Consider the following 20,154-nt stretch of genomic DNA (forward strand, 5'->3'; position numbering starts at 1 on the left):
CAAATTATTCCGGCAGTGTTTAAGGCGCTATAACCATTTGTACATCTCCATCAGTTTATCCTTCTGATCGCGCGCAATGCTTAGTTCGTGTTTGTTTGCCATAGTAAGCAATGATTTTGTACGATCGAGGTGTTTTAAATGATTAAGGTTGATGATATATTGGCGATGAATACGTAAAAAATGGCTTTCCTCCAGTAATTCCTGCAAATCTTTCAATGTTTTAGAAATTACAAAGCGCCTGTCATTAATTAAAACGAGGGTTGAGTAATTACTGTCGGCCTCGGCGTAAATAATTTCGTTTAAATCAATAAAAGAGACGCCCTCATGGGTGGATATGGCCATCTTATCTATCGTAGTGCCTTTAATTTGTTTTTGTACAGTTTTTAGCGTTTTGGCGTTTAAAGCTCTTTTGTTTTGAACACGTAAAACAGCAGCCATCAAATCATCTGTATCTATCGGTTTTATCAAATAATCAACTGCATTAAACTTAAATGCCTTTATTGCATATTGGTTATAAGCGGTGGTAAATATTACCTGAAACCCGATGGGCATCAGCTCCTGCAGCAATTCAAAGCCATTTATTAAAGGCATTTCAATATCAAGAAAAAGCAAATCGGGCGGCGATTTTCTTAATGCCTCCAATGCAAGCGACGAATTGGTGTATGTAGTGATATCGCTTAACTGGCAATACTTTACCAGCTGCAATTTCAGCAGGTTCACTGCGTCGGCTTCATCGTCAATAATTACTGTTTTTAAAGGTTTCATTAAATTGCAGTTTAATAGTTACCAGGGTACCACGGGGATTATTTTCAGGATCTTTTAAATCGCTGATAACAACCTCATTTTTTGCATTGTATTTAGCGTTAAACATATTTATCCTTTCATTGTTTAAAGCACTGGCATGAGATTTATGCTGAAAATTCCTGTTTCGTATTTCGGCGGCCTTCTGTCTCCCTACCCCATTGTCGGCCACGGTTATAACCAGGTAGTTTCCATCAACCGATCTTTTTACGTCGATCTTCACCATCCCTCCTCCTGATTTATTCATGATGCCGTGCCAGATTGCGTTTTCTACATAAGGCTGGATTAGCAGGGAAGGACATTCAATAACCTCCGGATTTAAATTGTTTGTTAAATGAAGCTCATAATGTAATTTTTCCTTCAACCTCATTTGCTCCATATCCAGGTATAGCCTGATCACTTCTATTTCGGCGGCAAGGCTTACCTTTTCGGCCCTCGCGCCATCAAGGATGTACCTTATTAATTTTGAAAATTTTGTGATATACACCGAAGCGGCATCGGTTTCGTTTATCTCTACATAATATCTGATAGAGTTGAGGCAATTAAAAATAAAATGCGGGTTCATCTGCGATTTCAGCGATTCGAGACGGAGATCGTTCAACCGGCTTTCGAACGAGATCTGTTTTAACTGCAAGCCCAGCTTCTCTTTAGTTAGCTCATTCTTAAAGTTTATTTTTTGAATGCGGGTTTTAAAAATAAAATAGGAGGAAACCAACGACAGCACAAGGATAGCAGCAATTGCATAAAGCGACTGCTGTTTTAACCTGTTATCATTTTGAGCTTTTGCCTGCGCTAACGCGATATTTTGCAGTTTATTGGCAAAATTTAATGAGTCGCGCTTTTTTGCATATTCAAAAGCCAGTTCATGTTTGTTATACTCATTGTCCTTTTCCTCGCCAAATAAACTATCTTTTTGGGTAACATATCGCCTGTAATCGGCAAAAGCTCCTACAATATCATGCTGAAATAATTTGGCGTCCGACAAGTCTTTTAATGCAGTAATCAAACCTTCTTTATAATTAATGGCCGAATTTATTTGCACGGCTTTTTCTAAATTAAGCACAGCCTGCTTTATATAATTACTCCTGAAACGTTCATTGCCCGAAGCATTTTTTGCCAACCCATAGTAGGCTTCGCCTATATTACCATAATAGTTACCCGTTAGGCCAGAGGCATTACGGCCGGGATAATCATTTAACAACTTTAAAGCTTTTTGAAACTGGCTGATTGCAGCTTTGTAATTTTTGCTTTTAAGGTAGATCTCGCCAAGCCCCGCGGCATAGGTCATCCGGTCTTCGTTATTACCGGTTTTAATTAAAAAAGGTAATGCGTTTTTATAATATTGAAACGCCTTATCAAAAGCGCCGGTATTTGAATAAACCATACCTATTTTTTGGTAGAAGAAGTTGGTCCGGACATCATCTTTATTGCGAATTGCTATTTGTAGGGCCTGATTATAAAAACTTATAGCATCCTGAAACTTTTGCCGCATCAGGTAGTTGCCTGCAATATTGCTTATGCAACCAATAATCATTTCGTAGTTACCAACTTTTTTAAAAAGGATTAAGCTTTTTTGATAGTACTCTACAGCCTTAGGGTAATTGGTCTCGGCTTCATAACATACGCCTATATTAAGCAGGGCTTTCGCCATAAGTCCGTCATCACCTATCTCTTCTGCAATCTTGAGCGTTATTATATAATAATCCTGTGCCTTATTAAACTCGTATTTTGCCCAGTAGTTTGATCCTAAAGAATTATTTGCCAGTGCGATGCCCTTTTTCCAGCCTATTTTTTCAGACATAGTCAGTGCATTCTTCCCAAAAGAAATTCCATTATCCGGCTCAATGTTAAAATAGATTCGTGAAAGCTTGGTTAACAACAAGATCTTGTCTGTATCTGCTCTTGCTTTGCCGATCAGGTTTTTCAACGAGTCGATAGCATGTTGCTTAAGCAATTGCGGCCATACCATTTGGGGCATTATCAGCATAATTGCTATGATGAATAATGTCCTGAATGAGGTTAACTTCATAATATGGCTTAGGATAGTTAGCCGAAAATATCAAAAAAATTATGATGGGAGTAGTAAAAAAGGAATACTTATTTTAAATTAACTACCAGATAATGGGATAGTTATATAGAGTTAAAAAAATATCCGGAAGAAAATATCCAGGGGAAATTCGGATCATAAAATCAACAAAGCCATCGTATACACGAACCAATTTTATTGACGACCTGAAGCGGTTTTGCACTTTGTTTGATAATTGACGCCGATGTGGACATATCTAAGCCGTTTAGCGGTATGATTTATCAACGATTTCATAAGCAATGGAATTAAAAATCAAATATGAGAGATTTGAGAGGTATCCATATTCATCTCCAACAGCGCATAACTCAGTGTTTTTCCATGTGTGTCCATTACTAAAGACGTTGTAACCCCACCCGCCAAAGCCTGCTGGCATACAAACTGCAAAGCAGAAATATTAGGCAACTCATATCTGACTATTTCGCCAAGTATCGCTCCTTTAAAATGTTGTTTTACTTTGTCGGCGGTCACCAGGCTCCGTAACAGTTCATAATCTTTCTCGTCGTAAGGAATCAACGATAATATAAGTGTGTTACCCTTATCTCCGGCACGGCTGTGCGCTATGTCATAAAGTTTAATGCTCATAACTTTTCAATATTACTGATGATTTGGCTTTACTCCTGTCTATCAGCACCGACACGATACCGATTACCTCATTTACGTATTTCCGCACCCCACCGCCGCCCGCCGGACCGTTGGTATATAACGACTCTACCTCTTCACCTATTATCGCTGCTTCATCGGCGGTTGTAGCCCGGCCGGATATGCGCAAACGCACTTCGTAAGGTTGATACCCGTTTGACAATGATGATGGATGCACAGATGTATGGCCGATATAGTCCACCCTGATCCCGGGAAATTTATTGGCTAAACGTTGCTTGATAATATCGCCTGCCAGGCTTGCTCTCTCCAATGCATTGGCACCCGCATAGGTAATTTCACCTTCACCGGTGAAACCTGCTTTATAACCGATGCTTACTTTTAATGCAGAAGGCTTTTTACGACCACTGCCTCCGCTCACTTTAATACAATCCTTCCCCTCCTGTTTTAAATATACCGTGGTAAAATCTGCCGATACATCGGGCGTTATATATGTATACGGATTGGTTACCTCATACAGCAATTGTTCTTTAGCGGTTGATAAAGTTATACTTCCCCCCGTTCCGTCCACCTTGCTGATGCTGGCGCAACCATCGGCGTATACATCTGCAAAAGGGTGCCCCAGTGTGGCCATATTATCAACAGGCTTCTTAACGGGGTCGGCAAAATAACCACCGGTAATCTGTCCGGCGCATTCCAATAAATGACCTGTTACGGTTCCCCTGGCAATAATATCCGCATCATCTAAAGACCAACCGAACTCATATATCAACGGAGCAACAAAAAGCGATGGATCGGCTACACGGCCGGTTACGATAATTTCTGCACCTGTTTCCAGTGCCGGTAAGATAGCATCTGCACCCAAATAGGCGTTGGCTGAAATAACCGGCCCCGAAAGCGAAACCGGGTTCCCTGTTTCCATAGCAATCTCATCGCCGCCGATATGTTCCAGAACATCGTCGCCGGTAACAGCGGCAACCTTGATAGCTATCCCTTGTTTTTTTGCTATATCGATAATTTTATCTGCCGCTGCTACAGGGTTTGCAGCACCCATATTTGTAATGAGCCGTATTTTGTTTTTTTTGAGTAACGGCAGCAATAGTTCTATGCGGCGCTCCAATAAAGGATCGTAACCATGCGCAGGATTTGCTGCTTTTCTTTTTTGTGCCAGGGCAATGGTACGCTCGGCCAGGCACTCCAGTACCAGGTAGTCGAGGTCTCCCTTTTCGGCTAAAACCAGCGCGGGTTCAATCCGGTCACCCGAAAAGCCCGCCCCGCAACCTATCCGAACTTTATCTTTATGTTTCATTTTTACTCGGTCATCCGCGGAAGTATCAAACAGCGGAAAAGGGTATTAAATAATTATTTATATACTTATCGCACCGGTTAACATGGCTATGATCGTCATGATAACTGTTGTGCCGAACGCCCACTTAAAAGCGAATTTTTGATGATCTGCCAGTTCAACTTCCGACAATCCCACTAAAATAAAAGTTGAGGCCGTTAAAGGGCTTAAGGGGAAGCCGGTTGTCATCTGTCCTAAAATTGCCGCCCGGCCTATTTCCACCGGGTTTAACCCATAATGAATGGCGGCTGTTTTTAAAACGGGAACTACCCCGAAATAATAAGCATCCGGCGTAAAAACCAAACTTAATGGCATGCTTGTAAAACCCACCAACGCCGGCAGGTGGCCGGCATGCTCCTTAGGAACAATTGAAACAACCGACAATGCCATGGCATCAATCATTTTAGTCCCCATAAGAATACCGGAAAACACCCCTGCCGCAAAAACTATAATTGAAACTGAAAATACATTAGTAGCATGTGCCTGTATCCTTTTTCTTTGTTCGGCTTGCGACGGGTAATTGATCAGGATCGCCACTGCAAAACCTATAATGAATAAAGCCGACGGCGGAGCCAGCGATAAGATGAGCGCTGAGATCAAACTAATTGTTAAAACGGTGTTGAACCAGAATAAGCCCGGGCGGCGGCTTTCTTTTTGTGCATCTGAAAGTTCCTGGTTATGGTTATAATTAAGTTGAACAATACCTAACCTTTTCCGTTCCTTTTTGCCGAGCCAGTATGAAACGAACAGCACCCAAAGTATTCCGCCTGCCATAGATGGCAGCACAGGAATGATCAGTTGCGCAGGATCGGTTTTCATAACGTTCAAGGCCCTGGCCACTGTACCCGACCAGGGCACCAGGTGCATTACGCCAACACTAAGCGCTACGATACATGGCAGTATCAGCTTTTTTATCCCCAACTTTTTGTAAATTGGTAACAATGCTGTAATGGTGATCATAAACGTGGCCGTACCATCTCCATCCAGGTGAACCAGCATGGCTAAAATAGCTGTGCCTAAAGTTATTTTAAGCGGGTCGCCCTTAGCCAGGCGAATGATACCGCTTACAATCGGGTCGAAAAGCCCTGCATCTATCATCAGGCTAAAATATAACACGGCGAAGATCAGGAGAATACCCGTAGGAGCCACCTGTTTAATCCCGCTTAATACCATTTCACCAACCTCCTTTGACCCGAAACCGCCAATCAACGCGAATATCACAGGCACCAAAATCAATGAAAGCAACACAGACAACCGCCTGGTAAGGATCAAACCCAAAAAAACGCAGATAGTTAAAAAGCCAAGTAATGATAGCATTTTGGTTTTATACGCTAAGTTTTTATTTAACTGCCGTGCTGTTGGCTTTCAAAACTTTACTAAAAAATAATACTTGCCCGGGCAACGCATCCTGCCAAAAGTCCCAGGTATGGCCACCGGGCCGTTCTGTATAATTATGCAGGGTATGATTGTATACCAGCCTGCGATGCAGTTCGCGATTGGGCTCCAGTAAAAAATCTTCAACCCCTATATCCATTACTATCGGCAGCCCGTTTCTGCGAATCTGATCGGCCATGTTAACAATCGAATATGGCAGATAATTATCGGGTGTCATAGGCCCCATGATTTTATCAAGAAATTTAGATAAACCATTAAACCGCTCGGGCGTAAGGTTCCAGGTAGTCATGTTAGGATCTAAAGCTCCGCTCATAGAACCTGCCGCAGCAAAAAGGTCGGGATGTTTAGTGGATAGATATAACGAGCCATACCCACCCATAGACAAGCCGGTAATCACGCGGCCTTTTTTGTCTTTTACGGTACGGTATTTACTGTCGATATACGGAATTACTTCCCTGATGATATACGTTTCGAATTTGCTGTTCTGATCTACCGGGCTATCGATATAGTAACTAAAAATTTCGCCTTCGGGCATTACAATAATCATATTGTACTGATCGGCCAGGTTACGTACCAACATTTTATCCGGCGTTTTAAGCAGCCAGTCGTTAAAGTGCCCAAACCCACCATGCAGCAAATACAAAACCGGAAAATCGGCTTTACTTTTAGAATAACTGTCTGGTAACGCGATAGCTGCTTTATAGGTTTTGTTCATAGCAGCGCTTGGCACCTGGATGGTGTCAACTTTTGATGCATAAGCGAACATACTGCTCATCATCATGATGAATAAAAAGAAATTCAGTTTCCTCATGTTGGTTTTATTGGTTCTTATATCTAATGGCAGCAATTTTTAATAAATCAGCATCCGGCCGCCGTTCATTAAAAATTCAATATCAAAAGCAACATAGCACTATGATATTTTCGGTTCTTATTTATCGGCGTTATCGTGAATAACAAATCTATATCTACATCTTTAATTTCATCTTTTTTTATATTGCTGAATTGTGTATAAATTTAGTATTGCATTTCCGAAACATTTCCGAAATCGGATTTAACCTAATATCCCCAAACCTACATGAAGCTCAAAACAGGGAAAGATGAAGTTGTATACCTACTAACTAAGGTGGTGTTAAAATATGAAAGAGAAACAGGAAAGGATATTAAGCGAAATACCAACAGGAAAAATTATGAAGACCTGGCCCGTATGTTGAGCGAGATCAGTAATCGTTTACCCGATACCAGCGAAACACTTTTACATAGCCATTATCCGCCTGATGAAAACAATACCGGCGCCTTATATCCTTTTCGCAAATATGATATAACAGGGGGGCAGATAAAGGACGCCATTAACGGGATTGTATCTAATCCCCGCCAATTCCTGGTTGACGCCTGTTATATCTATTTATATGGGGAGGGCAGAGTGGGGTTTGCACAAAAACCGGTTGATGAAGGATTGCTTGAGGAGTCGGCGGCCGTAAAAAGACAAGCCAGCAATATTTCTGTTGCCGATAGCGAAAAACCTTTAATTATAAAAAAGACCAATAGCTATCTATTGGTTATAATTCTCCTTACTGTGATATTATTAATTATCAGTTTTTTTTGGGCTAAACAAATTTCACAAAAGAAAAGATTAATTCGGGACTTAAGCATTTTACCCTACCAGCCAACAAAAGCTGAAATAGACAGCCTGGAAGGAATTTGGTTATGCTATACAGGATCGCCCCAGGCGCGCACTTACGACGCGGGAAGATTTCATAAAATCGTTTCGAACATCATGGATGTGAAGTACATAAATGGCTACTTTAAATTCACCCGTTATGGCTCTAACTTTGACCATGCCGGTTATATGCAGTTTGAAGCGCCCTGGCTGGTTTCCATTCACTCGCATGTGGTTAACAAGAGGGACAGTATTGAGTCGCCCAAATTATCTTTAATGCGCCTGGACGAAGCAAAAAGCTATATAAATGTAATTTCAGCGTCATGGAACTTTGACCAGGGCAAAAAAAACAGGATCATCGGGATAAGAGAACTATTTATGAAACAGGGAAAAGGCGGCCGGATTGAAGAGATTATAAATACCCCGCAAAACGCGGCCTGCAGTTGTAAAATAATCAGATGGTTTCCTCGCAATGATAAGGTGCGCTTATTTTACTTAAAAAATGAACTTTTGGATACTATTGGAGATCAAAGACTAAAAAAAACGCTTGACGAGAAAAGTATATTATTATCTCAACCGGGCGATTCAACACTATTTATGATAAAATCTTTGAGTAAGCCCAAATAAGACACTATCCCATGCAAATTAATTGCTATTACGCTTTATAACTATCTTCAAATTCTTTGATAACAGTAAAGCCAATGTTTCCGATAAATATTTATACGCTAAAATAAAAACTTTCAGGGGTACACCTCGAGGTACAAGCAATTCATCTTTTTTCCTGTTCAGACTTAGAATCCAAAAAAGCCCCGGGGGAAAAATTCATTCAAACAGCAAAGCCCGACACTTGTGTACCGGGCTTTGCTGTTTGCATCAGCCATCTCCATGTGCTTTACCTATCAAAACAATCAAATTAGCGAAATTAGTTCAGCAATCCGGTTTGATATACCAACCTCATTATCGTACCAGGCAACAACCTTAACCAGTTTTCCCATGGCTTTTGTCATTCCGCCATCTACAATAGAAGAGTGCGTATTGCCTAAAATATCCGTAGACACAAACTGCTCTTCGGTGTATTCCATAATCCCTTTAAGGGTTGTGTCTGCGTATCTTTTCAGTATTTCATTTATTTCTGCTGCGGTTACTTCCTTTTGCAGATTGATGGAAAGATCAACAATAGAGCCGTCAATTACCGGTACACGGTATGAATAGCCATCCATCTTCCCCTGTAGGTTAGGTAACACATTTCCTATTGCTTTGGCCGCGCCGGTTGTGGTAGGAATGATGGAATAGGCGGATGCCCGCGCACGACGAAGATCCTTATGCGGAGCATCCTGCAAATTCTGGTCGGCAGTAAATGCGTGAACAGTAACCATATAACCCGATTCAATACCAAATTCTTTATCCAAAGCAAATAAAACAGGGGCAATGCTTCCGGTAGTACAGGATGCAGTTGAATAAATCTGGTCATCACCAATCAATTCATTATTCACACCATGAACAATTGTTTTTACCCCACCTGTTGCCGGTGCTGTGATGAGTACCTTCCCGGCGCCTGCATCAATATGCGCCTGAGCTGTAGCTTTATCAGTGAAACGGCCGGTTGATTCGATAACCGCATCAACACCTAAAACAGCCCATGGCAACTTAGCAGGGTCCTTTTCCTGGTACATTGCGATGCTTTTACCATTCACTTTTAAGGTTTCGCCTTCGGCAATAACTTCGCCGGGAAAACGGCCGTGTGCTGTGTCATATTTAAGGAGATGGGCAAGCGTAGCTACATCAGTAAGATCGTTAATAGCTACAACTTCTATTTCCGGGTGTAACTGAAGCGCGCGTAAAGTCATCCGGCCGATGCGGCCGAAACCATTGATTGCAATTTTCATGTGTTATAAATATTAATTGATAAGAAGTTCTGTGATACCTGCATCTTTCAACGCGGTACGAAAAGTGCGCCTGTAATCAGAGGGTGTCACATTCAGGTGCCTTAAAAACGTACGACGCATACCAACAAGGTTAATAAGCCCACACTGTTCTGCTATTCTTTCCAGCGGAACATCGGTATCTTCCAGTAATTTACGGGCAGCTTCCACACGCAGCTTTTCTATAAATTTGGCTGGTGATATACCGGTTTGTTTATGAAATACCCGTGTAAAGTTGCGGGTACTCATACTCAAGTAATCGGCGATTCGGGTTACGTCAAGCGGCTCGTGCAAATGTTGTTTTAACCAACCCTGTAGTTTTCCGGCTATATTTTCGGCTTCGTATGGTGGAATCAAGTTTCCAAATTGAGATTGAAAACCGGGACGGCTTAAATAAAAAACCAATTTTCGGGCAACCCGTATTGCGATGTCCCTGCCGTAATCTTCCTCAACCATAGCCAGGGAAAGGTCGATACCGGAGGATACCCCTGCCGATGTATAAATATTACCATCCCTTACAAAAAATTGATGAGCCTCAACCTGAACGCCGGGGTACTCTTTTTCGAGGTTTTCGCTACGTTCCCAATGGGTTGTTGCCTTCTTTCCATTTAACAGGCCTGCTTTGGCCAAAGCAAAGGCACCACCGCAAACAGAGGCAATCCGTCGTGTTTTCTTCGGATCTATTTTACTCAGCCAATGATGGAACTCAGCTAAACGGATACCACCCTCTGCACTCCGGTCATTACCTGCTATAATCAACGTATCAATAGGCTGTGCAACCTCCATAACGCAACAGGGGCATTGAATTTCGACACCCGTCCGGCCACGTACTTTCCGATCCTTCGTAGCGGTTGCTATAAGCACCTCGTATCCCTCGGGCATACCCATATCAACAAGGCTCGCATTTGCATTTGCAAATACATCAGAAGGGCCTGCAAAATTCAACAGCATATTGCCAGACATAACGACAATAACGATTTTCTTTTTTTGAGGATTACCGTTCATAAGTCAAATTTAGGAATTGACTACCATGTCGCAAAGGACATAAATCAGTCAATTTAGGCCATCATTAGTTTATAAATACAGATTGAATGATAATGTAGAACAAAAAGGAATACCGGTTAAGGAACACTGAATTTTTTTAATTTAATCGTCTATTTTTGCAGCGGACAGTAATGTTTCAAAATTTTAGAGTTCAGTTAAAAAAATCAATATGGTAGTAGAAGCGGAAAATGCGGAAAAGTTCATATCCGTGATGTTCAACCTGAATAATGCGATAAAAAGTGAGTCTGAGTATTGTTGCAAGATCTGTGGTGGTCTTAATGAAAAAGAATTATTTATTATCGCATTTATCGGAGAAAAAAAGAGTGTAAAAATGAGTGATATAGCTGATTATATACAAGCGCCACTTAGTACTTTAACCACCATTATTGATAAGCTTGTCAGCAATAAATTCCTTTTACGGTATAATTCTCATGATGACCGGCGTGTGGTAAAAGTTGAACTCGACCGGAAAGGAAAAGGCTCTTATAAAGAATTCAAAAACCGGAGAGAAGTTATGGCAAAAAAGGTATTAGGCCATTTGAGTGAAACGGAGCAGGCAACACTTATTACTAATCTCACTCAACTCGTAGCTTCAATTAAGCTTTAATATTTTTTTTCTTATTTAGTTCGTTAATGGTAATATTCCTTATTCGTAATAAAACAGAGAGGTCGCTTGTTTAATTAATTCGATATCCGTACTATTGCATTAACGAAATAAAGACTTCTAAAGAATAAAAAAATGAACGAAAGTATATTAATAACCGGGGCAAATGCAGGGCTTGGGAAAGAGACTGCCCGACAATTAGCATTGAAAAAAGAAACAAAAAAAGTAATTCTTTTCTGCAGAAACCAGGTGAAAGCCGAGGCGGCAAAAACGGACCTGGAGAAGCAAACGGGTAAACAGGTTTTCGAAATAATTATTGGGGATGTTTCGGAGGAAAATTCCGTAAGAAAAGCGGTGGAACAATTAAAGGAGCCTATTGATGCGGTAATTTTAAATGCGGGTGGAGTAATTGGCAAAACGGCTGCAAAAATTACGCCTTCCGGTATGAATGTATTAGCTGCTACGAATATTTTAGGTAATGTAATCTTAGTGGAAGAATTGATAAAGCGCGATTTGTTAAAAAAAGCAGTGCTATCAGTAAGTGCGGAAGCTGTACCGGGGGTAAAGATGCTCGGAATGAAACCGGTTGCGATGAAGAACTCTTCTGTAGATGAGTTTGCTGCTGTTCTTGACGGATCATATTTTGGTGATAAGTTCGAAGCAATTCAGGCATACGGCTATGTTAAATATGCATTAACCATGTGGACCTTATTAATGGCAAGAAAATATCCTCACCTCAAATTTGTTGTTATGAGCCCCGGAAACACGGGCGGAACAAATGCACCGGATAGTTTGCCCCCGGCAATGAAATTTATATTGCAGTATTTAATGATGCCTATTGTATTCCCATTGATTGGAGAAATGGTGCACAAGTTAGAAGTAGGTGCCAGGCGCTTTGTAGATGGCGTTTCGGATGAGCGATATAAGAGCGGCGTTTTTTATGCAAGTAAAGAGGGTAAATTATCAGGAGACGTGGTTGACCAGAGCACTTTTTATACTGACTTGAAAAATGCTTCTTTTCAAGATAACGCCGATGAAGCAATTCACCGTTTTATAAAACAGGCTTGAAAAACATATTAAAAAATATTACCCAAAACTGCAGGAAAGCGTCATGGCTTATTGAGAAAAAACAGGCAGGCTATATAACTATCCGTGAGAAATTGGAGCTGAAGGTACATCTGACCAGTTGCTCCGGGTGCAGGATGTTTGAGCAGCAAAGCATATTGATCAATAAATTGGTGCGTGATGTGTTCCGTGAACGGCAGATTACCGGGAGCATTAAACTTGACGACGATTTTAAAAAGAAAATGCGGGATCAGATTATTGAAAAACTCGACAAAACTTGAGTGCCAAATTTGAATCATATAAAACGATAAAAGCTGAGACGGGAGAAAATATCCGGTATAAACCAGGATCACACAACAACAAAGCCCGATACTTTCGTATCAGGCTTTGTACCCAGAGCCGGAGTCGAACCGGCACGGTTTCCCACAGGTGTTTGAGACCAGCGCGTCTACCAATTCCGCCATCTGGGCATTTCGTAAGTGTGTTCCCTTACTTGCGGGTTGCAAAGGTAGACAAACTCTCCTTAATTCGCAACAAATATTTTTGTTTATAGTAAATATTTGCAATTTCAATCCGGCGGCTTTCTTTGGCAGTATCGTCCAGTTGTTCGTAGCCATCGGTTAGCTTTGCCAGTTCCTCATTCATATCCCCCTCAATGGCAAGCGTTTCTGAAGTGATAGCAGCAAGCTGCTCCGCATCGTCGGCTTCCATAAGGCGCTCGTTAATATCCATCATCTCCATTAAAAAATCTGCGGGCAATTGTGGTTTTGCACCTTCAGATACCAGGTCATGCAGCTTCAAAATGTATTCGAGGCGCTTCGCCGGGTCGCCAAGGGCCAGGAAAGCTTTATTGTTAAGGGTAGATAATTCCAGTATTTCCTTTTGCTTTTCCTCATCCTCGTTGGCATAAAAATCGGGATGGTAAAGTTTGCTCAGTTTATAAAACTCTTTTTTAAGCGCAGCCTGATCAACATTGAAGGATTCGGGGATGCCATAAAATTCAAAATAGTTCATTGAGCAAAGATAAGGATTTAGCGCTTTACAATGTTTCCGCACAAACCTTATAGCTTCAGGATGACGTACCAATAAAAAAGGCCCCTGCAAAAAATTGCAGAGGCCAGCCCAAACATCTAAAATAAAAAATCTTACTTCATATACTCCTTATCCAAAAACAGGTACCGTGCACGATCCGTCTCGGCCTGTTCCTGGCTTTTCACATCAATATTCATAAACTTCACCTTGTTATTATCCGTAATGGCCGACCATTTTGGCAAACCCGAACCGTTAGGGTTGGCATTTTTAATAAAGTTGGCAAAATAGTTCTCCATCGTTTCTGATACTTTAAAATCATCCGGTGTCCAGGCATAAGTTTTATTGCCACTTAGGTTACCCATAGCGTATTCAATTTCTGAAGCGTGAGCTGCACCAACCGGCGGGGGCATTTTTAGGGCAGGTTTACTTGCATCCCCTTGTACAACGCCACCGGCAAGGCCCGGCGTAGCATTACCCATTGAGGCTACCATGGCCGGGCGAACGCGCGAAAACAGGTAACGATAAACCGGCTTCCCTCCTGTTTGTACCTGCAAATCGGCCCATTTCCAGGTGCTGTATACGATAAAGCGGTCGCTTGACAGTGCTGTTGCCGATTTTATAACTTCCTGGTCGTTGGTTGCCGGATATAGCTTCAGGGCTTCTTCTGCTTTATCACCATACAGGGTAGTTAATGTTTTTTTGTAATTTTCGAGGGTTGGCGCATCAGCCCGCATCAAAAACTGGAAAGGCACTTCGGCCGAGTTCCAGCCAACCAGTAAAGGCACTTTGGCCTGCTCGCCTGCCATAAATATTTCGGGCAGCGATTTTGGTAACAGGTAACCATCAATAGTGGCTGACATAGGCGGAGTTCCCGGTGTAAAGGCATCATCCAACAATTTATCGGCGGGGATGGCACGCAAGTCGGCCAGGGTATTGGCATTCACCTTTGCAGCAAACTTAACACCATTCTGTTCGCCATCTGCAAGCGGGATAGGGAAAAGCGTTGGTTTGATACCCGCACCGCTTTCGCCAATAGCTCCGGCAATCAGATTTTTCGACAAGGGAGACGCCATTTGTACCGATACTGAAATTGAACCTGCAGATTCGCCCGCGATGGTAACCCGATCAGGATCGCCGCCAAAAGCAGCAATATTTTTCTTTACCCAAAGCAGGGCCATGTTCTGGTCAAGATAACCGTAGTTGCCTGATGAATGATTCGGCGATTCTTTGGTTAACTCCGGGTGAGAAAAGAAACCGAATACGCTAAGCCTGTAATTCACTGTTAAAGCAACTATTCCTTTCTTAGCCATACTTTCGCCATCATAACGCGATTCAGACCCGTCGCCGGCCATCAGGCCGCCACCATAAAAATAAACCAGTACGGGCAATTTTTCTTTTGATGATTTGGCAGGTGTCCAAACGTTAAGATATAAACAATCTTCACTCATACCTGCCGAGCGGAAACTCATATCGCCAAAAATTGGCTTTTGCATAGGGTTATGGCCAAAATGATCGGCTTTTAAAGTTCCCTCCCAGTTTTTGGCTGGTTGTGGTTCCTTCCAGCGCAAATTGCCAACGGGCGGCTGGGCAAAAGGAATACCTTTAAAACTGGTTACGTTTGATGCTTCGCGAACGCCCTGCAGCGCACCGTTCTCTACGGTTGTTTTGCCTTCAGATAGCTGCGCCATTACCCTTACCGAGGCAACCTGCGCAAGCAGCAGCATTACTAAAATTGGTTTCTTCATTATCTGGTTTTGGTTAGTTTGGTTTTAATTGATCACAATACATCAATTGCTATTGTATCATTATGTTACAATAATAAAATAAATTACAACAGCTATCAAATTTTTTTATTTACTTGTAGCTTTATTTTATAACATTAAATGGACAAAGAGTTTCGCAGGCAGGAAGGTAACGTTGACGGAATAGGTTTTTTACCCGGCCTGGCTATTGATACGGTAATATTTGGCTTTCACGATGGCCAGCTTAAAGTATTATTGCTTGAATATAAAAACACGGCTCTTTACGCGCTGCCAGGTGGCTTTGTGCACGATGATGAGGATGTAAACCAAGCGGCACGCCGTGTGCTGCAAAGCCGTACATCATTAACCAATATTTACCTGGAGCAGTTTTATGTTTTTGGCGATCTCAGCCGTTTCGACCCCTCCCCGCTTAAAGCCATTATGGAAGCCCGGGGCTACATCCCTCCTGCCGGTCACTGGTTATTGAAACGCTTTGTATCCATAGGATACTATGCCCTTGTTGATTTTACCAAAGCCATCCCCGCTCCCGACGAAATATCAGACACCTGCAACTGGTACAGCCTTAACGAGCTCCCGGTACTGATGCAGGATCACCGGCAAATTATCAGCAAAGCCCTGCAAACCCTGCAACGCGACCTGGATCAAAAACTGATCGGCTTCAACCTCATGACCGAGGAGTTTACGATGGGCGATCTGCAATCGCTTTACGAAACCATCCTCAATAAAAAACTTATCCGTGCTGCTTTTCAGCGTAAAATGTTAAGCCTCGGTATTTTAGAGCGCGTGGCCAAAAAATGGACCGGCGGCGCGCATAAGGCCCCCTACTTATATAAATTCATTTCGGATAAAACATTTGTTGATAATATTTAACCGTTATCTGCACACCGGGATACTTTCTATTGCCTATATTGAGCACAGTTAATGTCGCAATTAACCCCTTAATATGTCTTAACAGCACCCTCTTATGCTGTTAAACACAACCTAATTTTACTTCATCAAATCACTCAAATTATAAATCAAAAACAATCAGGCATGTTAGTCGTAAATCCTTATTTAAATTTTAACGGTAATACCGAAGAGGCTTTCAACTTTTACAAATCAGTTTTTGGCGGCGAGTTTGCCGTAGTAATGCGTTTTAAAGACGGTCCCGAAGCCTCAAAGCTGCCGGAAGAAGACCAAAACAAATTAATGCACATCGCCTTACCCCTTGGTCCGGGCAATATGCTGATGGGTACCGATGCGCTTGAATCGGCCATGGGCCTTGTAACCATGGGCAGCAATTTTTCGCTTACCATCAGCTGCGAATCAAAGGAAGAGGCTGATAAATTTCATGCCGGCTTATCTGTCGATCAGCAAAAAGGCGGCCCTATGCGCGAAGAATTCTGGGGCGATTACTTTGGTTGGGTTACCGATAAATTCGGCATCAGCTGGATGATCTCTTTTAATCCTAACCGTCCGTAATAGGTATTTTTTAAAGGGATGATCCAAAATTGATCATCCCTTTAAAAAATACATCCAAAGCTATTGCGCAACCAAAAGGTTTCATTAAATTTGCAACCATAAGGTTTCGCGACAAATAAATATCGCAGCCTAAAAACCAAACTTATGATAGTAGAAGTTTTTAAAACCAATGTAAGCAGGCGTCGCGAGGCTAATAAACTGCTCGAGGCAATTCACAAAACTTTTAATAACCACAAAGCCAATTTTGATTTGGAGGATTGTGACCGGATTTTGCGTATTCAATGCGACGAGGGTGTATTTTGTTCAAAAACTTTAATGACTTTTTTGAATGAAATGGGTTGCAAGGCCGAAGTTTTGACAGATTAAAGCAAACAATAAGGCCCGGGTGCGGGTATATTTAACTATAAACTAATCTCAGGCATCATGTTAAAAGATAGCAAGGCATTTAGTGGCTTTTCGGTAGATGATACTGAAAAAGCAAAAACTTTTTATTCGGATGTATTAGGTTTAGATGTAAGCGACGTTCCGGATATGCAGGGTTTGTTGCGCTTAAATATAACAGGTGGCGCCTCAATCCTCATTTATACAAAACCCAATCATAGCCCTGCCACTTTCACCATTCTCAATTTTCCGGTTGTTGATATTGAAAAAACAGTTGATGAGCTTAGCGCACGCGGGGTTAAGTTTATCATATATAACGAAGAAAACTTTAAGACAAACGAAAAAGGAATTTTTCTGGGCGGAGGGCCGAAGATAGCCTGGTTTAAAGATCCGGCCGGTAACTTTTTGTCGGTTTTGGAAACCGATAGGTAAATCGGCTGTAAACCATTGTTTATTCACCTCAATTTGGGGAATACCCGTTACCCGCACCGGGAATTTATTCCTCGCAGATACTCCTTTCTGCTATTAACTTTGCGTTAAAAACCGGTTATTTATATAACTATTCCCTTTAAAATACGTAAAAAAGGCAATCAAGCCATTTATCATCAGTTTTTTGAGTTTCGGGAATGTTTATTGTATAAAGATTACCTGAACAAATTAGGTTAATGATGCAAGTATTTATGCTATATTTAACCAACGGCAGCAACAGGTTATCATTGTTAAATACCGTTATTAATAATAGATAATTTAATACAAAACAAATCGATATTGCTATTTATTTCGAATATTATAAATTCAATACAACATCAACAATCATAAACAATCACTCCTCCCTGAAATCAAACCCCATTTAAAATGAAAAGAACTATACTTATTGTTGATGATGACTTGAGCATTTTAAAACTGCTCAATTTCATCCTCTCAAAAGAATACGATATCATAGTTAAAAATAACGGCATCGAAGCTTTTAGCTGGCTTGAAGATGGCAATATGCCCGAACTCATCATCTCCGATTTACAGATGCCATATTTTGACGGACAATCATTTATTAAAAATGTAAAGATCAGCGGTTTTTACCGCGAAATCCCGGTAATATTACTTTCGGCCGCACATGATCTTGACGAGCAGGTAAGCAAAATGCCCTTTACCGTAGATACCTATATCCACAAACCATTTAAGCCTGAAGCATTAAAAACAGCCATTAACAAAGTTTTGAAAGTTTATGAATCATCAAACAGCTAACTGGAACGAAAGCTCTGGTTCAAATATCAGGGTAGCTTATGCCGGTACTGAATTTAAAGATGTAATTGCGGCTGGCTTAAACGAAGGTTTTAAAATAGAATATAATAGCTCGATCGATCAGCTTAATGATTACCTGGGCGAGCAGTCAATCCTATCGGTACCGGATATTATGCTGGTTGAGGTTGACGCCGAAGGACAGTGGATTAAACTGGTTGAAGAAGTTAAAAAGAGCTTCCTGCTTAATGGTTTAATTATTGTACTGTTATCATCGCGGGCCGATAAAACTTTAAAGCAAAAGGCTATTAAATTAAAGGTGCATGATTTTTACACCGCTCCTTTTACCATCAGCGACCTGCGCGAGCGTTTAAACTTTTTAGTGAAGTTTAAACTGATTAAACCCAAACTGCTTGAGCTATCAAAAGTGGTTGATACAACCTACAAAATGCCGGCAGGTAAACGCCTTATCGACCTCGTAATTTCGGGCGGTATGTTATTGTTCCTTTCGCCGGTGATGCTGGTTGTGGCTATTTTAATCAAGCTCGATTCAAAAGGCCCGGTGTTTTACAAAAGCAAACGTGTGGGTACAGGCTATAAGGTGTTTGATTTTTACAAATTCAGGTCGATGCGTACCGATGCCGATCAGTTATTGGCCAAATTATCGGCCGAAAATAACCAGTATGCAGCCGAGGGCGGTGAAAAAACAGCAGCCTTCGTAAAAATTAAAAACGATCCGCGGATTACTAAATTGGGTAACTTTTTACGTAATTCGAGCCTTGATGAATTGCCGCAATTATATAATATATTGCGTGGCGATATGTCGGTAGTGGGTAACAGGCCTTTGCCAATTTATGAGGCCGAGATGCTTACATCTAACGAGTGGTCGATGCGCTTTTTGGGCCCGGCGGGCTTAACAGGCCTGTGGCAGATCAGCAAACGCGGTAAGGAAGACATGTCTGAGCGTGAACGAAAAAAATTAGATAATTTTTATGCGCAAAAATATTCTGTTTGGTTAGATTTAAAAATTATTGTAGGTACTGTGCCTGCCTTGTTCCAAAAAGAAAAAGTATAACCTATATGCCTGTAAATTTAAAACCAGCGTGTTTATTTATTGCCATTATTTTATTAGCCGCCCGTGTGCAGGCCCAGGAAACATCGTTTATAAAAGATATTAACTACCCTTACCTTGAAAAACTGATAGCTACGGCAAAAAAGAACTACCCTGAGGTTAAGGCCAGGCAAAGCCAGGTTGCAGCCGCCAAAGGCCTTTACAATGCAACAGCGTTTTCATGGTTGGATGTTTTAACGGCATCATATATTTACAGCCCGCAAACATCCATCAATATTTCGCAGCCAACTATATTTAAAGGCTACCAGATAGCCATATCTTTAAATATAGGTCAGCTGTTTTCAAGGCCGGGTACTATCAGGCAGGCAAAAGAAACCTACAAAGTGGCGCAATACCAGCAGGCCGAGTATATGCTAAGCCTTGAGGCCCAGGTTAAACGCTTTTATTTTGCCTTCCTTGAGGCCCAGGCCGAGTTAAGGTTACGATCGAACGCGGTTATTGATGCCGAGAGCGCGGTAAAACAATTAAAATACGCTTTCCAAAAAGGGGAAACAACTTTTCAGATTTACAACGAACAACTTAACAGTTTATATAACCAAAACTCTTTTAAAGTGCAGGCCGAATTAGCGACATTTACGGCGAAAACCAATCTGGAAGAATTGTTGGGGACTAAATTGGAAGACGTTAAGTAAA

The 20,154-nt window shown here is 41.5% G+C and carries 21 protein-coding genes and 1 tRNA gene; 11 read left to right on the forward strand and 11 right to left on the reverse strand.

All coding sequences use genetic code 11. The features are described 5' to 3' along the window. Positions 1-27 precede the first annotated feature (27 nt). The 6 genes from HYN43_RS11245 to HYN43_RS11270 form a co-directional block, all read right to left on the reverse strand. Positions 28-765: a LytR/AlgR family response regulator transcription factor gene (locus HYN43_RS11245; protein ID WP_119409438.1), complete on the reverse strand. Its 738-nt coding sequence runs from the start codon at positions 763-765 to the stop codon at positions 28-30. Beyond that, positions 737-2,830, reverse strand: coding sequence for a tetratricopeptide repeat-containing sensor histidine kinase (locus tag HYN43_RS11250; protein WP_119409439.1), 2,094 nt, complete (start codon positions 2,828-2,830; stop codon positions 737-739). Before HYN43_RS11250 ends, HYN43_RS11245 begins: the two co-directional genes overlap by 29 nt. Before the next feature lie 309 nt (positions 2,831-3,139). Continuing rightward, positions 3,140-3,469 carry an AtuA-related protein gene (locus HYN43_RS11255; RefSeq protein ID WP_119409440.1) on the reverse strand — a complete coding sequence of 110 codons (330 nt, stop codon included), beginning with the start codon at positions 3,467-3,469 and terminating at the stop codon, positions 3,140-3,142. Further along, positions 3,459-4,793: an acyclic terpene utilization AtuA family protein gene (locus tag HYN43_RS11260; protein ID WP_119409441.1), complete on the reverse strand. Its 1,335-nt coding sequence runs from the start codon at positions 4,791-4,793 to the stop codon at positions 3,459-3,461. Before HYN43_RS11260 ends, HYN43_RS11255 begins: the two co-directional genes overlap by 11 nt. Before the next feature lie 57 nt (positions 4,794-4,850). Next, on the reverse strand, positions 4,851-6,146 hold the full coding sequence (locus HYN43_RS11265) for a CitMHS family transporter (protein ID WP_119409442.1): 1,296 nt from the start codon (positions 6,144-6,146) through the stop codon (positions 4,851-4,853). 22 nt (positions 6,147-6,168) lie between these two features. Next, positions 6,169-7,035, reverse strand: coding sequence for an alpha/beta hydrolase (locus HYN43_RS11270; protein WP_119411206.1), 867 nt, complete (start codon positions 7,033-7,035; stop codon positions 6,169-6,171). A 264-nt stretch (positions 7,036-7,299) separates the two neighbouring features. Between HYN43_RS11270 and HYN43_RS11275 the strand changes: the two genes are divergently transcribed. Continuing rightward, complete coding sequence (locus tag HYN43_RS11275; protein WP_119409443.1) at positions 7,300-8,508, forward strand: hypothetical protein; 1,209 nt, start codon at positions 7,300-7,302, stop codon at positions 8,506-8,508. Positions 8,509-8,789: 281 nt separating this feature from the next. Here HYN43_RS11275 and gap read toward each other — a convergent pair whose 3' ends face one another. After that, positions 8,790-9,767: a type I glyceraldehyde-3-phosphate dehydrogenase gene (gene gap / locus HYN43_RS11280; protein WP_119409444.1), complete on the reverse strand. Its 978-nt coding sequence runs from the start codon at positions 9,765-9,767 to the stop codon at positions 8,790-8,792. Positions 9,768-9,779: 12 nt separating this feature from the next. Beyond that, positions 9,780-10,808 (reverse strand): GlxA family transcriptional regulator, encoded by a 1,029-nt coding sequence (locus tag HYN43_RS11285; RefSeq protein WP_119409445.1) that lies wholly within the window; start codon positions 10,806-10,808, stop codon positions 9,780-9,782. Between the two features lie 208 nt (positions 10,809-11,016). Here HYN43_RS11285 and HYN43_RS11290 point away from each other — a divergent pair, with 208 nt between their 5' ends. From HYN43_RS11290 to HYN43_RS11300, 3 genes are all read left to right on the forward strand, one after another. Continuing rightward, on the forward strand, positions 11,017-11,454 hold the full coding sequence (locus tag HYN43_RS11290) for a MarR family winged helix-turn-helix transcriptional regulator (protein WP_119409446.1): 438 nt from the start codon (positions 11,017-11,019) through the stop codon (positions 11,452-11,454). Positions 11,455-11,586: 132 nt separating this feature from the next. Next, the gene (locus HYN43_RS11295; protein ID WP_119409447.1) at positions 11,587-12,519 is read left to right on the forward strand and encodes an SDR family NAD(P)-dependent oxidoreductase; all 933 of its coding nucleotides are present in this window, start codon (positions 11,587-11,589) and stop codon (positions 12,517-12,519) included. Then, on the forward strand, positions 12,516-12,797 hold the full coding sequence (locus HYN43_RS11300) for a hypothetical protein (RefSeq protein WP_119409448.1): 282 nt from the start codon (positions 12,516-12,518) through the stop codon (positions 12,795-12,797). Before HYN43_RS11295 ends, HYN43_RS11300 begins: the two co-directional genes overlap by 4 nt. 109 nt (positions 12,798-12,906) lie before the next feature. Here the strand turns inward: HYN43_RS11300 and HYN43_RS11305 are convergent. The 3 genes from HYN43_RS11305 to HYN43_RS11315 all read right to left on the reverse strand — a co-directional run bounded on the left by HYN43_RS11305 (position 12,907) and on the right by HYN43_RS11315 (position 15,293). Continuing rightward, positions 12,907-12,986: transfer RNA gene (locus HYN43_RS11305), tRNA-Leu, on the reverse strand. Between the two features lie 19 nt (positions 12,987-13,005). Beyond that, positions 13,006-13,530, reverse strand: a complete 525-nt coding sequence (hscB, locus tag HYN43_RS11310; protein ID WP_119409449.1) for a Fe-S protein assembly co-chaperone HscB — start codon at positions 13,528-13,530, stop codon at positions 13,006-13,008. A gap of 131 nt (positions 13,531-13,661) precedes the next feature. Then, positions 13,662-15,293: a carboxylesterase/lipase family protein gene (locus HYN43_RS11315; protein WP_119409450.1), complete on the reverse strand. Its 1,632-nt coding sequence runs from the start codon at positions 15,291-15,293 to the stop codon at positions 13,662-13,664. A 138-nt stretch (positions 15,294-15,431) separates the two neighbouring features. Here HYN43_RS11315 and HYN43_RS11320 point away from each other — a divergent pair, with 138 nt between their 5' ends. From HYN43_RS11320 to HYN43_RS11350, 7 genes are all read left to right on the forward strand, one after another. Further along, on the forward strand, positions 15,432-16,181 hold the full coding sequence (locus HYN43_RS11320) for an NUDIX hydrolase (protein ID WP_119409451.1): 750 nt from the start codon (positions 15,432-15,434) through the stop codon (positions 16,179-16,181). Positions 16,182-16,343: 162 nt separating this feature from the next. After that, positions 16,344-16,772 (forward strand): VOC family protein, encoded by a 429-nt coding sequence (locus HYN43_RS11325; protein WP_119409452.1) that lies wholly within the window; start codon positions 16,344-16,346, stop codon positions 16,770-16,772. A gap of 144 nt (positions 16,773-16,916) precedes the next feature. Next, positions 16,917-17,138: a hypothetical protein gene (locus HYN43_RS11330; RefSeq protein WP_245447255.1), complete on the forward strand. Its 222-nt coding sequence runs from the start codon at positions 16,917-16,919 to the stop codon at positions 17,136-17,138. Between the two features lie 57 nt (positions 17,139-17,195). Then, positions 17,196-17,585 carry a VOC family protein gene (locus tag HYN43_RS11335; RefSeq protein WP_119409453.1) on the forward strand — a complete coding sequence of 130 codons (390 nt, stop codon included), beginning with the start codon at positions 17,196-17,198 and terminating at the stop codon, positions 17,583-17,585. Between the two features lie 423 nt (positions 17,586-18,008). Continuing rightward, positions 18,009-18,395: a response regulator gene (locus HYN43_RS11340; protein WP_119409454.1), complete on the forward strand. Its 387-nt coding sequence runs from the start codon at positions 18,009-18,011 to the stop codon at positions 18,393-18,395. Beyond that, positions 18,376-19,464 (forward strand): sugar transferase, encoded by a 1,089-nt coding sequence (locus HYN43_RS11345; RefSeq protein ID WP_119409455.1) that lies wholly within the window; start codon positions 18,376-18,378, stop codon positions 19,462-19,464. Before HYN43_RS11340 ends, HYN43_RS11345 begins: the two co-directional genes overlap by 20 nt. Before the next feature lie 5 nt (positions 19,465-19,469). Then, positions 19,470-20,153, forward strand: coding sequence for a TolC family protein (locus tag HYN43_RS11350; RefSeq protein ID WP_119409456.1), 684 nt, complete (start codon positions 19,470-19,472; stop codon positions 20,151-20,153). Position 20,154 lies beyond the last annotated feature (1 nt).

The organism is Mucilaginibacter celer, assembly GCF_003576455.2.
Classification (GTDB): Bacteria; Bacteroidota; Bacteroidia; order Sphingobacteriales; family Sphingobacteriaceae; genus Mucilaginibacter; species Mucilaginibacter celer.